The 15,699-nt window shown below is 45.0% G+C and carries 11 protein-coding genes; 5 read left to right on the plus strand and 6 right to left on the minus strand.

Translation table 11 applies throughout. From position 1 onward, the window contains the following. Nucleotides 1-2: 2 nt before the first annotated feature. From ACFFGT_RS01370 to ACFFGT_RS01390, 5 genes are all read left to right on the plus strand, one after another. Complete coding sequence (locus ACFFGT_RS01370; RefSeq protein ID WP_377020695.1) at nucleotides 3-1,358, plus strand: type III PLP-dependent enzyme domain-containing protein; 1,356 nt, start codon at nucleotides 3-5, stop codon at nucleotides 1,356-1,358. Continuing rightward, complete coding sequence (locus ACFFGT_RS01375) at nucleotides 1,355-3,511, plus strand: urea transporter (protein ID WP_377020696.1); 2,157 nt, start codon at nucleotides 1,355-1,357, stop codon at nucleotides 3,509-3,511. The genes ACFFGT_RS01370 and ACFFGT_RS01375 overlap by 4 nt, the downstream gene beginning before the upstream one ends. Next, the gene (locus tag ACFFGT_RS01380) at nucleotides 3,493-4,671 is read left to right on the plus strand and encodes a tetratricopeptide repeat protein (RefSeq protein ID WP_377020697.1); all 1,179 of its coding nucleotides are present in this window, start codon (nucleotides 3,493-3,495) and stop codon (nucleotides 4,669-4,671) included. The genes ACFFGT_RS01375 and ACFFGT_RS01380 overlap by 19 nt, the downstream gene beginning before the upstream one ends. After that, entirely contained in the window at nucleotides 4,659-5,279 is a 621-nt protein-coding gene (locus ACFFGT_RS01385) for a tetratricopeptide repeat protein (RefSeq protein ID WP_377020698.1), read from the plus strand. Before ACFFGT_RS01380 ends, ACFFGT_RS01385 begins: the two co-directional genes overlap by 13 nt. A gap of 321 nt (nucleotides 5,280-5,600) precedes the next feature. Beyond that, complete coding sequence (locus ACFFGT_RS01390; protein WP_377020699.1) at nucleotides 5,601-6,497, plus strand: PepSY-like domain-containing protein; 897 nt, start codon at nucleotides 5,601-5,603, stop codon at nucleotides 6,495-6,497. 201 nt (nucleotides 6,498-6,698) lie between these two features. On the opposite strand, the gene porM is transcribed toward ACFFGT_RS01390, so the two are convergent. From porM to ACFFGT_RS01420, 6 genes are all read right to left on the minus strand, one after another. Next, nucleotides 6,699-8,234: a type IX secretion system motor protein PorM/GldM gene (gene porM, locus ACFFGT_RS01395; RefSeq protein WP_377020700.1), complete on the minus strand. Its 1,536-nt coding sequence runs from the start codon at nucleotides 8,232-8,234 to the stop codon at nucleotides 6,699-6,701. Between the two features lie 51 nt (nucleotides 8,235-8,285). Continuing rightward, the gene (gene porL, locus ACFFGT_RS01400; protein ID WP_377020701.1) at nucleotides 8,286-9,083 is read right to left on the minus strand and encodes a type IX secretion system motor protein PorL/GldL; all 798 of its coding nucleotides are present in this window, start codon (nucleotides 9,081-9,083) and stop codon (nucleotides 8,286-8,288) included. A 27-nt stretch (nucleotides 9,084-9,110) separates the two neighbouring features. After that, on the minus strand, nucleotides 9,111-9,737 hold the full coding sequence (locus ACFFGT_RS01405; RefSeq protein ID WP_377020702.1) for a hypothetical protein: 627 nt from the start codon (nucleotides 9,735-9,737) through the stop codon (nucleotides 9,111-9,113). Further along, nucleotides 9,734-10,642: a hypothetical protein gene (locus tag ACFFGT_RS01410; RefSeq protein WP_377020703.1), complete on the minus strand. Its 909-nt coding sequence runs from the start codon at nucleotides 10,640-10,642 to the stop codon at nucleotides 9,734-9,736. The genes ACFFGT_RS01405 and ACFFGT_RS01410 overlap by 4 nt, the downstream gene beginning before the upstream one ends. 5 nt (nucleotides 10,643-10,647) lie before the next feature. Continuing rightward, the gene (porK, locus tag ACFFGT_RS01415; RefSeq protein WP_377020704.1) at nucleotides 10,648-11,937 is read right to left on the minus strand and encodes a T9SS ring complex lipoprotein PorK/GldK; all 1,290 of its coding nucleotides are present in this window, start codon (nucleotides 11,935-11,937) and stop codon (nucleotides 10,648-10,650) included. 160 nt (nucleotides 11,938-12,097) lie between these two features. Then, a complete protein-coding gene (locus ACFFGT_RS01420) occupies nucleotides 12,098-15,697 on the minus strand; it encodes a family 43 glycosylhydrolase (RefSeq protein WP_377020705.1) in 3,600 nt (1,199 codons plus the stop codon). Nucleotides 15,698-15,699 lie beyond the last annotated feature (2 nt).

Genomic DNA, 15,699 nt, shown 5'->3' on the forward strand with positions numbered 1-15,699 from the left:
CGATGGAAAAGCTGCCATATCAAAAACCATATATAAAAAAATTACATGCAGGGGCCATGAATAAATTTGGCACCCGCACCGGTGTGCAGCCCGTAAAAAGCATTGATGGGGTTTCGGTTAAAAGTTTGATTGAAAACTATGGTTCGCCGGTGTTTGTACTGTCCGAAAAACAGATCCGCAAAAACTACCGGGCAGCCTACCGTGCCTTCAGCACACGCTACCCCAAAGTACAATTTGCCTGGAGCTATAAAACCAATTACCTCAATGCTGTTTGCCAGATCTTTCACCAGGAGGGCAGCTGGGCCGAGGTTGTTTCGGGCTTTGAATACCGTAAAGCGCTGGGTAATGGCGTGCCCGGCAACAAGATCATTTTTAACGGCCCCGGCAAATCAACCGCCGATCTGCAATTAGCTATTGAGCATGATTCGATGATCCATATTGATCATTTTGATGAGCTTAACCTACTGCTCGACTTAAGTAAAAACCTCGCCAACAAGCCCCGTGTAGCCATCCGTGTAAATATGGATACGGGCGTTTATCCCCTGTGGGACCGCTTTGGGTTTAACTATGAAAATAGTGAGGCCTGGTCGGCAATTTCAAAGATCACCGCTTCCGGGATTTTGCAGTTGGTGGGCCTGCATTGCCATATCGGCACCTATATGCTCTCAACTGATGCTTACGGAATTGCGGCCAATAAATTAGCTGAGCTGGCCATTCGCTGCCAAACCCAGCTTAATCATAAAATAGAATACCTTGACCTTGGCGGCGGTTTTCCATCAACCAATACACTGAAAGGCGCTTACCTGCCGGGGAACGACACCGTACCTACGGTTGATGATTTTGCCGAAGTAATAACTTCCGCTCTGCTCAATTTTGGTTTTGCCAATGATGACTTGCCCCTGCTGATATTAGAAAGTGGCCGTGTACTGATAGATGATACCGGCTACCTGCTGGGCACCGTTATTGCCAATAAGCGCTTAGCCAACGGCAAAGGGGCTACCATTGTTGATTTTGGAGTGAATATCCTGTTCACATCTTTTTGGTATGAACACCAGGTAAGCCCGGCACAGGATTTTGTAGCGCATAACGAAAACATGGTGATTTACGGGCCGCTTTGCATGAATATAGATGTGATCAGGGAAAGTATCAACCTGCCTCAACTTAATCCCGGCGACCAGGTGGTAGTACACAAGGTTGGAGCCTATAATATGACCCAATGGATGCAGTTTATCACTTTACGGCCTGCGGTTGTACTGATAGATGAGAAACTGCGCACGCACATCATCCGCCAAAACGAAACCCTGGAATATACTGCCGAACCGGAGTTGATCCCCGCTCATTTAAATAACAGCAAGTGAAGCAAGTTCCAGCATTTATAAAATCGGTCGTCAATTCCTATTCGGTGCTATTTTTTTCACAGAACCGGATATTGGGGATCATTTTGCTGCTGGTATCTTTCTTTAATCCTGTATCCGGCTTTGCAGGGCTGGGCTGTGTTATTTTTTCTTTGCTGATAACCAAACTTTTAAAGCTGATTGGCGAAGATCACCGGACGGGGATCTACAGCTTTAACAGTTTATTACTGGGGATAGCATTCGGAGCATTTTTCCAGGTTAACCTGATGTTTGTAAGCTGGCTGATCATTGCCTGCTGCATGGTAGTATTAGCAACCATTATTTTATCACAAAGGTTAGGCAAACTGGGTTTGCCTATGCTTTCATTACCATTCATCCTTGTATTTTGGCTGGTGCTACTGGCATCCAACAGTATTTTCAATACGGGCCTGCTGCAAAAAAGCAGTTCCCTGCTCGAAGAGATTTATACCGGCCCAGGTAACCTGGCCGGGGCCGAGGGCTATCTTGCCACAGCACTACCAAAGCTGTTAAGCTTGTTTTTCCGTTCATTGAGCGCTGTGCTGTTTCAGCATAATATTATAGCCGGAATGCTTATTGCAGCGGGGATCCTGACCCATTCGCGAATTGCATTCAGCCTGCTCATTATTAGCTTTTTGGCCGCTTGTGGTTTTAACAGCATCACCCACATCTATCCGGAAGGCATCAGCTATTACCATTTGGGCGCTAACTTAATGATGGCTTCAATGGCTATCGGAAGCTTCTTTACCATTCCATCCTTACGTTCTTACTTAGTGGCTGTGCTGTGCATTCCTTTTGGTTTTGTGCTTATTAATGCATTTACAACGCTGATGGCCTTGCATGCACTACCCATTTTTTCGTTACCATTTTGCGTGCTTAATATCAGCCTGCTGTATTTTTTAATGCTGACAGGTCATCACCCCAAATTACAGCTAACCACAGTACAGCATTACTCACCCGAAAAAAACCTTTACCATGTTTTAAACCTGCAAAACAGGCTGAACGACTTGAAATACATCAAACTCAGTTTGCCCTTTATGGGCTACTGGACAGTATCTCAGGGATATAACGGAGCCATCACGCACAAAGGCGAGTGGGGCCAGGCGCTTGATTTTGTGATCACCGACGATGAACAAAAAACGTTTCAGTATCCCGGCACGCTGCCTGAGCATTTTTATTGTTTCAACAAACCGGTACTGGCCTGCGGCGATGGCATTGTGGAGCTGGTGGTTAACCATGTAGAAGATAACGACATAGGCGAAGAAAACCTGCAGGAGAACTGGGGCAACACAGTAGTTATCCGTCATGCTGCGGGGCTTTACTCCAAGCTCTCGCACCTCAAAAAAAACTCCATAAAAGTTAAACCCGGCGATAGCGTAAAACAAGGCGATCTGCTGGGTTTCTGCGGTAATTCAGGGCGGTCGCCGGAGCCGCATTTGCATTTCCAGTTGCAGGCAACGCCTTATATCGGTTCCAAAACGTTGTCCTATCCGTTTGCTTATTACTTCAGCAAAAAGGATAATAAAAACAGCCTCGAAAGCTACAGTATCCCCAATGAAAACGAATTAATAAGCAATCCCGAAACTAATGCATCGCTCAAAAAAGCATTCGACCTGCAACCGGGTTTTGTAGCTAAATTGACAACCGAAAACGGTATATCCGAAGATTGGGAAGTTTTTAAAGATGCTATGAACCAATTATGCATTTACAGCAAAACCACCGGTGCTGCGGCTTATTTCATCAATAACGGTACTATGTTTTATTTCACCAGTTTTTATGGCGATAAAACATCATTACTCCACTATTTTTATCTTGCAGCCTATAAAGTTATTTTTAACGATGCCGGATATATCCAGGCCAGCGATGAGTTCCCGGTATCGCTCACCAACAATAAAATATTGCTTTGGCTCCAGGATTTTACCGCACCGTTTTACCGGTTTATCCGCATAAAATACAAAAGCGGCATCCAGGTAAAAAAAACAGGGTTAAATATTGTATCCAAACAATGCCAGGAAATTGCAGGTAAAACAACGCCGCTTACGGAAGCTACAGTTTTTGTAGATCATGGCAGCCTGCAAGCCTTCGTCATAAATATAAACGGTAAGCATATTGAAGCACAATGGAGTACAGAAAATTAACCATCCTTTTTGTATTGCTGTTTGCTGCTCTTGTAACCTGCGCGCAAGACAATAAACTTGCTGTGGCCGATAGTACCGCCGAACAACTGTATAATGCCGGCGACTGGAAACAACTCATCAGTTTTGTAAACAAATCGGTTACCGATAGTGTAGACTCACCTGCTTTACGTTTTAAGGCCGGATATGCCTATATGCTTACCGGTAACTACAAAGCTGCTATCAGCCAGTTTAACCGGGTGTTGCTTAAAGATCCGCATAATACTACGGCACGTTTGTATGCTTACTACTGCAATACCTATATCAACAATAATAACGCAGCGTTTTATAATGCATCACATTTAGATGCGGAAACCCTGCGTGCCATCAAGCTATCGCCCTTTGGTGTAATAGATGCAGCTTTGGAAAGCGGCATAAAGCTACCCAACAATGATGAGCGCGACAATGGTTTTTTTGAACGGGCAGGTATGGGTTTAAGGCTATCATGGCGTTTACAACTTGATCAGTCGTTCATGCTTTTCACGCAGAATATTTTCCGGTCGGGATATATTGATTACAAAAATCAAACCGGTAAAACCGATCGGCAGGTTGAATATTATGCCAAATCAAAATACTCCTTAACTAAAAATATAAACCTGCTGGGAGCATATCATTACCTGCATACCAGTTACCGCAGCAATACCTATCAAAGTAACCTTGGTTTGCTGGGTATAAAATATGATACCCGCTATGTTGATTTGCAGGGCGATGTTAATTTTGGAAAGCTGATTGATAAAACGTTAAAACAATATGATGCCAAAGTAGATTTTTATCCACTGGGGAACCTGAATTTGTATACTATGAGCAGGGCTTCAGTATTGAATTTAAGTGGAACAAATACGTTTATCTACAGCCAGTCGGTAGGGTTTAAAGTATTGGATAAAACCTGGCTGGAAACAGCCGCCACTTTTGGCAACCAGGATGATTATCTGGATACCGACGGACTTTATGTGTATAATGCCATCGACCCAACAAAATTTAAATGCGGCGAAAGCGTTTTTTACCAGTTAGGTAACCATGCCTTACTGAATTTAAATTACTTTTATGAAAAGAAAACAGACGTTTACCGCGCTGTTAACTATAACCAAAACTCTGTTACGTTAGGTATAACATGGAAATTTTAAAGAAGACGTTTACAGCCTTATTTCTATTTGTATCGGCAGCACAACTGCAGGCACAAACAAACGCAGTGCTTCAAAAAGCTTTTCACAACAGTTATACCGACGAATTAAACAAAAACTACGTTGCCGCCATTGCCGATATTTATCCCTACTATTCGGAAAATAACTATGAGATAACCATCAGGCTGGGCTGGCTCAATTATCTCAATAAAAACTACACGGCTTCGCAAACTTATTATCAAAAAGCGGTTAACCTGAAGCCCGGCGCTATTGAGGCTAAATTTGGCTATGTAAAGCCCCTCTCCTTTTTGCAAAGCTGGGATAAGGTGTTGGAGCAATACCTCGCCATCCTGAAAATAGATCCACAAAATACCCAGGCCAATTATTGGGGAGGTGTAATTTATTATAACCGCAAACAATATGAGCCGGCCATCAAACTTTTCAGGGCAGTAGTAACGCTTTACCCATTTGATTACGACGGCAACCACATGCTGGCCTGGTCAATGCTCATGGCCGGTAAAAAAGCAGAAGCAAAACCTTTTTTTGAAAAAGCCCTGATCATTAAACCGGCCGATGCTTCGAGTACTGATGGCTTAGCCAGGTGTAATTGAGAAGGTATCTATCATACATTGCAAATTCCATTCATTGCCGTTGACTTTAGTCAACGGTTAAAAGAACAAACAACCGGGCTTTAGCCCAACTCTTCACGCGGCATTTTGGCTAAAGCCCTTTGTTTTTCCATCATTATTCCGTTGACTAAAGTCAACGGCAATGAATTCTGATTGTTTTAAATCTTCCAACCATCTTCATACATCGATTTAAATCCTGCATTTATCGATACATTATCCGATGGCTTCTTTTTCCGGTTTAATTTTAATTAAACCTGTCCGCAAAAGACAGCGCTAATTATCAATTTAAATTAAACCAAAAAAATGAAATCCTTTTACGCTTCACTATTGATGCTGGGCACAATAATTGGCCTCGCATCATGCAAAAAGGAGAACGCCTCAAAATCAGCTTCGGCCGGCGTTTCTTCATCAGCCGTTACCTCAACGGGTGCCATCGCTATCAGCCTTGCATCCGGAACTACTACAGACAGTGTTTACATGGTTGGCTGCTACGGCAAACATGACAAAATAGACACCGTTGCTTTTAGTGCGTTGCCTACCGCCATTGGCACCTATCTGACAGCCAATTACAGTGGCTATACATTCAAAAAAGCTTACACTATTGACAGCGCCAGCACAGTTGTTAACTACATAGTAGTGATCAAATACAACAGTGCTTTGGTTGGACTCAAGTTTACTGCCGCCGGTACGTTTGTAAGCACCCTTGAACAACGCGAAGGCATGGACCTTAAAGGACCGGGATGGCACCTGGGCGGCCCATTTGACAACCGTGACGGTAAACACCGCGACACTGTTGCCATATCAGCCCTTCCTACTGCCGTTAGCAGTTATTTTTCAACCACTTATCCAACCGACACCTTGCTGCACGCTTCTGTTACACCTGATAACGTGTACATATTGATCAGCAAAAATGGTGTACTGTACTCAACTGCAGTTACGGCTGCAGGTAAACTGGTTAAACGTGTCCAGATAGAAAAACACGATTTAAAACACGCCGTTGTAACCGAAGCTAACCTACCTGCTGCTATTACAACTTACCTGACCACTACTTACCCCGGTTATGTTTTCGACAAAGCATTTTCAGAAAGCTCGGGTGGTACCTTACAAGGTTACGTAGTGTTCATTACATCCAACAGTACCAAATACGCTATAATTTTTAACGCGTCGGGTACATTTGTTAAAGCCCTGCCTATCCACTAAACATTAATCGATATAGCGCTGTTACGGTAAGCCATGTTTTTAATTAAACATGGCTTACTTGCTTTTTTATTAGTGCCAAAAGCGGAAGGCTTAAAGCTAAATTTTAAGAGCTAAAAGCGGAACGCTTAAAGCCAAAAGCCAGCCTCTTATATATTTCTCCAAATCAATTTCGCACAACACAATCAAACTTTTCGCTTTCTGCTAATTGGCTGTTAAAGCTACAGGCGCCAACTGCCTTGGTGCACCGTCCGGACCAACAGCGATGATGTTATCAAAAATCACATGCGAACCCGGTTTGATGCTGCTAAGCGAAGCCTGCATTTCGTTGCTTAAAGCATTCCCCGATGTAACTTGTACCGACGCGCTCTCACGCGGATTGGCTATGATCAAACTGAAGTGGGTTATTTTAAAACGGGCATCAAAATCAAAATTATCCAGCGTAGCATAAATAGCATCCTGTGCTTTTAAGGCCACAGTGGGTACACCTCCACCTGATCTTCCCGAGAATTTGGCAATGGGATCGGGGATTCGCTTGGCCCTGAACTGGGTACGACTCAGCACCTCCGTTTTTCCGGGGAAGATCTCTGCCGATACCGTTACTGTAACCATCCCCGGACTATTTACCCTCGCCACATACTTGCCCGAAGTTCCGTTTAATGAACCTGCCGAAATACCGATCCTGATATTTTTTGAGGGGATTCCGGGTACCGATACCGACACGGGGTTATCCACACCAATATAAAAAACGTTCATTTTATCGGGCGATACCACTGCCGATGGCCGGGCAACCATATACTGTTGCTCGGGCGTGGTATAGGTTTTTATGCTTCCATCGGTTTGTTTTACTTTGATGGTGCCCTTCCAGCTAAAAACACCTTCCCGGCTGGTGGAGGCATTATATATGCCTCTGCCATCGGTAACACTGATCGGACTGCCGCCAACTTCCATTTGCGGGGTCGACCGGGAGTCGTAGGCGGTTAAAAAAACCTGTGCCTTGTAAGGCTGCCCCTGGATGAGGTATGAAGTTGGGGCTACTGCCACGGCTTCAAACTTATCCAGGTTCACGATAGCCCTGTCCATTTTACCCAGGATCTTTTTCACCACTTCCGATTCGGCGTTTTTATTATCGGCCTGTATTTTTGAAAGTATGGTAAAATCGGCCGTCAGCGGTACACCTTCACCAAAATTCAGCTCCTCCCAGGTTTTGGCGCTTCCATTATGTTTAACCGGATCATTGGCGTTCAACGTAAATGATACTGAACTGCTGTCCTCTTTACCAAGCAGCAGTTTCAGCTTTTCGCGGGTATCATTGATCTTTTCTTTGAGCGCCTTAGCCCGTTTTTTGTTGATCATCACATTGTAACCAATATCCAGGTTATCCCGCTCTTTTAAGTCGCCGGTAAGCTCATCATAGCCCGAACTTTGAGTGATCAGCTCATTTTTGATCTTTGTGATGAGATCGTTTAACTCCGCGCTTACCCTTTGGGCTGCTTTCGCCTTCTGATAGATCGGAGCCGCCCTTTCGGGCGATTCCTTAAGCCGGGTTTGTTCAAAAGCGGTGAACAATTGCTGCACCGAATTACCAACGTTAGCCGCCGAAGCAGTTAAGCTATCGTTGATGGTTTTAAAGGCATCTAAAATAGATGAAGATACATTTAACGCCAGCATTGCCAACAGTACCAGGTACATGATATTGATCATCTTTTGCCTGGTGGTTTCCTTTCCTGCAATAGCCATTTCTTTATCTGATTAAAATTTATACTAAACCATTAATACCAGGCCTTGCAATTACACACGCGGCTGGTTCATAGCCGAAAGCATATTGGCATAAAAAACATTTAGTGCCGATATATTTTGGGCCAGCTTATTTACCTCGTCCTTAAATTGCCTGCTGTCATCGGCCGATTCATTGAGGTTTTGCAACGTTTTGCTCAGCCCGTGGTAAAAGCCATTTACCTGTTTCAGATTTTCATCCGCGCCCTTCAGTTCCGATTCGTAAAGGGCGTTAAGCTGTACAAGGTTACCGGTAAGCTTTGCCACCTGCAACTGGTAAGCATTGGTATCGGCACGACTATCTGCAATGGCCGAAAGGCCCGATGTAGCCCGTTCAAAAGCTATCCCAAACAGATCAAATTTGGAGGCCGCCTGCTTTAACTTTGCCGAAAACTCATCGGTACCTAATGAAACATCAGCAATGGTATTGATCCGGTCGACCTTTTCGGCAAACACTTTCAAACCTTCGCCAAGCCGGCTGATGCTTAGCTCGTTCAAATCGGCATCGGTTAAAAGTTTGTCGAGCGCAGCAGTTTGACCGCCTGCTACAGGCATCATCCGGGGTTTATTTACCGGCCCGCCTTCATAATCAACTGCCAGTTCGGGATATACCCTTTCCCATTCGGGCTCCTGCGCCGGTGGGAAAAATCCAAGGGTAAAAAACAGCATTGCCTCAACCGTAAGCCCTAAACCTATCATGTAAGTGCCCGCCTGACCACCCCAGTGGTTAATTTTAAACATAGCCCCAAGAATTACAATACTGGCGCCCCATGATATAGCTACATGCAGCCAGTTAATTTTGATCTTTTTCATGTTATTAAATATTTAAAGGTTAATCAATTAAAATCTGTAGTAAAGTGTGACCGCGGCGTTCATCCCCGGCAGTAACCCGCGCAGGCCGCTGCTTACCTTTTGGGCTTTATCATCATAGGTTGATGTAGCCGAACTTGTGGGGATAAAAAACCCGAAATCGGTACGGAGGCCAATGCTATGGCTTAACCGCATATTGCCCAGACCGGTACCTATATAGGGCCGCAGTTTTGACATGTAGATATAATAATTGGGTGTTGTACCTGCGCCCTCTCTGTACACCGTATTGTTAAAATAGTAGCTGATCCCGGCCGACAGGTACCATTTGCGGGAAAGCCAGTTGGCATTGCCATACAGGGGCTGCCAGTCAACAATACCATAAACAGATGTGCGGTTAAGGCCAAGGTCGCGGCCGTTGTATTGCACCGTTATATCCGGCACCGTATTAAACCCTATGCGGGCGTTAAACACCTTCCCGAAAGCAGATGTTCCCTGTACCCCTATTCCCTGGGTACCCAATTGTACACCTATTGATGTTTTTGGAAAAGCGCTGTACTCGGGCAGTACCTGCGCGCTTGCCTTGCCGCAATAGCCTAAAAAGCCTACAAACAGCATCCACCACATAAAATCCTTAAATAATCTAACCTGGGTTGTCATGGTTTTTCCTCCTTATTGTTTTGAGTTTGGTTAATTAGGTTCTTATCATTAATCCCCCTCGGGTTTTTCCAGATGTTCTTCTTCAGATCGGCAATTTTTTGCTGCAGTTTAACAGCTTCTGGACTGCCCGGGTCAAGCTGCCCGCTTTCTGCATTGCCGGGCGAAAACTGCCTGATGAGGTGGGCCGAAAACTTTTGCTGCATAAAAACGTCATCGAGCGTAACATCGAAGATCCCTTTATCTGGCTCGCTCACATCTTCCTGCACTAATGCGAAGCGTAGCTGTGGAAAGTAGAGCCAGAATGCCGGCGCCGACGACATGTTTGCAGGCAGATCTGCAGAACCGGTGATGTTCATCATGGGTGCAAGACCTACAATGCGGGTATCTACCTTGCCCCGCTGCCTGTCGAAATAAACATCCTCCTCAATCCTGAACCGGGTTATCCTGTCGGGATTGAAATCGTTAAGCACCATTTTTGACGAGATCTGGTTGCCGTCCTTATCAAACTTGGGCACCAGTACCGAATCGGTAAAGCGCATAGATCCCTGTTTGGCGGTCAGCTTCTTTTTAAAGTCGTCCTTTTCATAAGGTGTAAGCTTGCCTTTCATTAGACCTTTCATTATGGCTTCCATTAATGAATGACCAGGGATGGACAAGATAGCGTTCGAGCTATCAGCCAAATCAATAACCCGCCAGATCCGGGCATACAGCCTGATATTTGCCGGATTGGTTTTGGGATAAGGGAACGGCCTGGCCTGGCTCAGATCGGCCTTTTGCAAATAGCTATCGAACGAGGGTAGCGTATCTGTCACAGCGCTATCCGGCAGAGCCTGAGCGTAATTTTTATGAATGCAAGTCCCCATAAGCAGTAGGACTACTGCAGTTATTTTTTTCAACATGTTCATGATTGTTACTTTTTAGTGTATTTCCTGGTTTTAACCTGCTCGCCGGTGAGTTCAAAGGCGGCCATCACGCAGCGGAAACCAATGTAAGAATGTGCGGCCTCCTGGTCCTCAAAGCTGCGGGTATCGGTGTTCAGCATTTCGCCGTTATCCTTCCACGATCCCCCGCGCACTACCTTTCGGCGCATCAACATGGCGTCCTTGCTTGTTGCATCATACAGCAAAGCCGGGTTCAGGTCATTTACCAATTGGGATGAGGAAGGGCTGTAAGCATCAAGCGTCCACTCAGATACATTACCCGCCATGTTGTAAATACCAAACTCGTTGGGTGTGTATGAAGTAACGGGCAGCGTAAATGTCGAGCCATCGCTGGCATAGCTGCCTTCACCCTGTTTAAAATTGAGGGAAAGCTGCTCCTTACCTGTTGCTTTATCAACAGTGGTTTTCACCGTATGCTCAGTTGTATCATTGGGGCTTGCTTTTGCTTCGGCAGCAAATTGCCATTGCGCCTCGGTAGGCAGGCTAAAACTAAGCTTGAAATTACGGAGGTTAGGATTGTTCTTGATCATAAGCCTGAGCTGGGTACCGCGCCAATCGGCATAAGCCCTGGCCTGTTTCCAGGTAACACCAACTACGGGATTGTACTCGTAGATTTTATTGCTGAAGTAATTAGCATCCATCACCGTCATCTGGGCATTAGGAAAATCTGCCGACCAAACCGATTCATGCGGGTAAACACTTACGGTATCCATCATGTACTCGTTGTTTTTAATCCCATCCATCCTGATGTAGTAAAACCGGTAAACAATCAAATCCGGATTAGGCACCCGCACGCCGTTAATCATCGTCATCATCGGAGCCAGCTTCTCTTTAACTTCGGGCGGGGCCTTTTTCCAGATGGGGGAAATCTTGTTAACCTTGCTCCAGTCTATCAACCGCTGCTCCTTGCCCGTGCTTCCAACGGTTGCGCCTGTTGCCGGCATAAAAAAGGAATCGTCATGGAGATAGTCGGTAACAGCTACCGAATCGGCAACCCAGTTTACAAAGGCCTGATACTGCTTGTTGGTTACCTCGGTTTTATCAATAAAAAAGGCGCTAACGCTAACCTTGCGTTGTTCGGCATTATCATCGTTCAGCATTTTGTACATGAACGTGCCTGACGGAATGTAAACCATTCCCTGCGGCGGAATAAGCCGTTTTAAAGAAACAGCGCGTGTTTTGGGTGTATTATAAATACTTGGCTGGCAGGCGCTGAGCATCAGCAGCAGCAATCCTGTTATTGGAACAGACGATCTCATTCGACAATTAATTAAGAATTAGTTAAGTCAGAATGATTTCATATAATGATTATTGATTGAGTGGTTAAACAATAATCAAATATGAATGAAGGCGCTGTTAAGAAGTGTTATGTGTCGATAAAGCATTCCATATTATCGATGAACCCTTATTTTGTATGCTTTATTTCCTGGTGATGAGTTTAAAATCAGAGAATTTAACATATGAACGGTGCGGCCCGTAGGTGCTGTGATAAAGGCCGATCTGTAAAGCACTACCATTTAAATCAGGTCTTGACACCGGGCTTCCGGGCAGGTCAGTCCAATGAATGCCATCGCTGCTGCTCCTGATGTAAAACACGTCGCCCGATTTTTGGATCTGTAAGTAGCGGTTATAATTCCAGACGGTTTGGGTATTGGTTTGCATCCGGTCGCCGGTTTTATAGTTGGTGAGCATGTTGCCGCAATTCCAGGCTGGGAAAATGCTGTTCTGGATCAGGTTCTCGCTGCTTTCAGTGCCGGGTTGCTTGGCTTTCCGCACCATCAAGCCCATATCGCTGTTGCCGGCTACCTTTTTTTCTTTAAGGCCGCTTACATCAGCAACCTCCACCTCGGCCACAAAATCGCCTGTAATATTGCTGTACAAAAACGGGCCGTAAGGCAGGTTTCCATCCCAGTTTGAGCCTTTTGACTCCAGTGTGAGCATGTTATCGCTGATAACAGCCTTGCCCTCCTGCTTATCTCCCCCACCAATTAAACCATTCCATATCGTGCCGTTTGTGCCATCCGCTACAAAGTCCTTATTTACGGCAAACTGATCTGCAACAATACTAAACAATGCCGATGATGTACTTACAGGCAAGGCAGCTGTTTTTGGGCTTACATTCCCGTAGTTATCTTTTATTTCAAATGAGTAAGTGTAATTTTTATCAGGCTTAAGCCCATAGCTAATATAATGCGGATCAGCCTGCCAGCCGCTTGATTTGCCGCTATCCACCTCATTGATAAAATCATATTGAAGATTTGATTGTACTGAAGCATATTCAGGTGCCTGCATCTCGACCATATTTGGCGTTATAGCTTTTGGCGCGGTTTTAAACGTTAACGATCCGGCTACAGGCGGATGATAGTTCTGTTTCCAGCCGAGACTTAATTGTTTAATTTCTGCCGATGATAAGCTATGCTTATAAACAACGAGAGTACCTATAGCGCCTCTAAAGCCATCGCCCAGCAACAAATTACCCGCAAGGTTACCGGCTTTTGCCGAGGTTGAAATCAATTTACCATCCACATATTGTTTAATTGTACTTCCGTTTGCTGTTTTGATGATATAGTGCCATTGTCCTGCACCTAAATATTTATCGTTATTGATGAAAGGTTCTTTAGACGATTGTGGTTTCAGTATCGAACCATTTTTCGTTACTCCATTTTGATAAACACTTAAAACGATACTGTAACCCTCCTTGCTATTCACAGCAAGATCATTAACAAATATGAGGGGACTTTTCCCGTTAAAGTTAACGGCTATTTTGCCTGCAATATCGGTTACTTCAGCACCCTTTGTATCTGCCGGTTGAAATGACCCACCTGCGTCTCCGTTGTTGATCCATTTCTCAAGTGTTCCGTAGTTTAGTTTTGAAGCGTCGAGGTAAACGGCGATATCAGATTTTGCGGGATGTAAAGCCCATTGTTTTATTACGGTATCAGTCAAAGGCCTGTCGTAAATCTTGAGAGATGAGACAGCACCCGAAAAATATCCCGATCTGTTTGTTTTAGCACCGATAATGAACTTTTCCGCCAACTGCAAAAACAGCATCTTATTTTCTGTATTGTTCAGCTCCCCATCAACAAATAATTTTTCAAATGAGCCGTCAAAAGTAATTACCACCTGATGCCATTTCCCGGAAGCGGGCATTGTTTTATATTGAAAATCGGAAACGCCGAAATGCTGTACCGCGCCCGCAGTGCGGTTGCTCCCAAAACCAAAAGTAGCACTGCGATGATCCGATTCGCCGTTTGTCCAGCTCAATATTGGGTTTTCATCTTTGATCTGATCGGTGTAAACCATATACGATACCGTATAGCTGTTATTACCTGCAAGCGACCGGGGTACAACAACTGATGATTCAAGCGCTTGTGTTCCGTTAAACACCAATGCCTTTTTACCGGCGATGATATCAACAACCGGAGGTTTGCCCACTGCTGTGAAATTGCCGCCCAATTCCCCCTTATTATTCCATTTGGTTACTGCTTCGCCTGCCTGAAAGTTAGCGGCGTCCAGATTTACTAATAAGCCATCTCTATCTTCCGGGATAGCTTTCGAGGCTTTTGGTGAGATAGTTTTTGGTGATTCTTCTTTGTTTGTATCAGCGGCATTTCCGGTTACTACCCGTTCACCATAAACTTTTACATTCCAAACCGCCTTATACAAACCAGGGTATTCTGTCCCGGTAATCGTTAACCGGATGAACCGCGCTTTAGTATTCCCGGAATCTACCATCGGCGAGCCGTGGTGTGCATTTCCTCTCCTGTCAGAAAATATCTGCCAGCTTTTTCCATCTGCTGATGATTCAATTAAATACTGATAATACCAGGTGGCATATTCAAACTGAGTTAATACTTGCTGTACGGTCTTTACAGCTCCCAAATCAATAGTGAGCCATGCGGGGTTAGTTCCATTATCTGCGGGTTTCCATAGCGTGCCGTTATTGTTATCAACCGCAAAGGATGGTTTATAATTTTCATTATAAAAGGATGAAGCGGTAACTTTTTTCTGATAGGCCTCATCGGGGGCATTAATGGTACTTTTCCCTAACAAGCCAACTCCAAGATGTGTTGGGATGATCTTTTCGATATTGCCATCGGTATCAAAAACGATCTTATCCGCACAAACCTGCCGGTGATAGCCCCCGTTGGAGTGCGGGTTGTTATGCCGGTGATATACCATGTAAAAATCATCCCCGACCTGCACTACCGACTCATGGCCCGGTCCGTGGATGGTTCCGTCACTATTAGTACTCAGTACCGGGTTGTTTTTACCAAATTCAAATGGCCCCATTGGCCCGGTTTTACTGACGGCATATTGCACCCGGTAGGTGGAGTCTTCGCAAAAGCCAGATGAGTAGGTGAAATAATAGATGCCTTTCCGTTTAAACATGAAAGGCGCTTCAAAAAAATCTTTGGCTATGGTATTAGGGATCTTCGCAGTTTTGGCGAAGGTGTGCATATCCGGATTTAGCAAACCTACACCGCAGCCATGATCGGGATAGATGCCCCAGGTACCCCAAAACATATAGATCTTGCCGTCGTCATCTTTAAAAGTTTGCCCATCCAGCGTGATTACCCCGGGAATAAAATAATTGGGGATCATTGATTTACCATCGGGCAACAAGGGAGTCCAGGGCCCGGTAGGGCTTGCAGACGACGCACCATAAATATCAACCGGCTGGCAGTAGTACATGTAATACCTGCCGTCGTTACCGTTGATGACATCAGGCGCCCAGTAGTAATTAGATGTAGGCCAGTTCATATCATGCATGGTCCAGTTCACAAAATCTTTAGATGTCCATACCTGTGATGGGCCGTGCCCGCCGCCGTTACCGTCGGTAGTTGCATAAATGTAATAGGTATCGCCAAATTTCCTCACGGTGGGGTCGGCAAAGTAACCGGGGATGATGGGGTTGCCATTGCCAGGAGCTGTGGCCAGCTGTTGCTGCGAATAGCAGGTTAAAGCAGTAAGGCACATGCACCATGAAAAAAATACCGTTAGCTGAAATTTACGCATCC

The sequence above is a fragment of the Mucilaginibacter angelicae genome, from assembly GCF_042434235.1.
Taxonomy (GTDB): Bacteria; Bacteroidota; Bacteroidia; order Sphingobacteriales; family Sphingobacteriaceae; genus Mucilaginibacter; species Mucilaginibacter angelicae.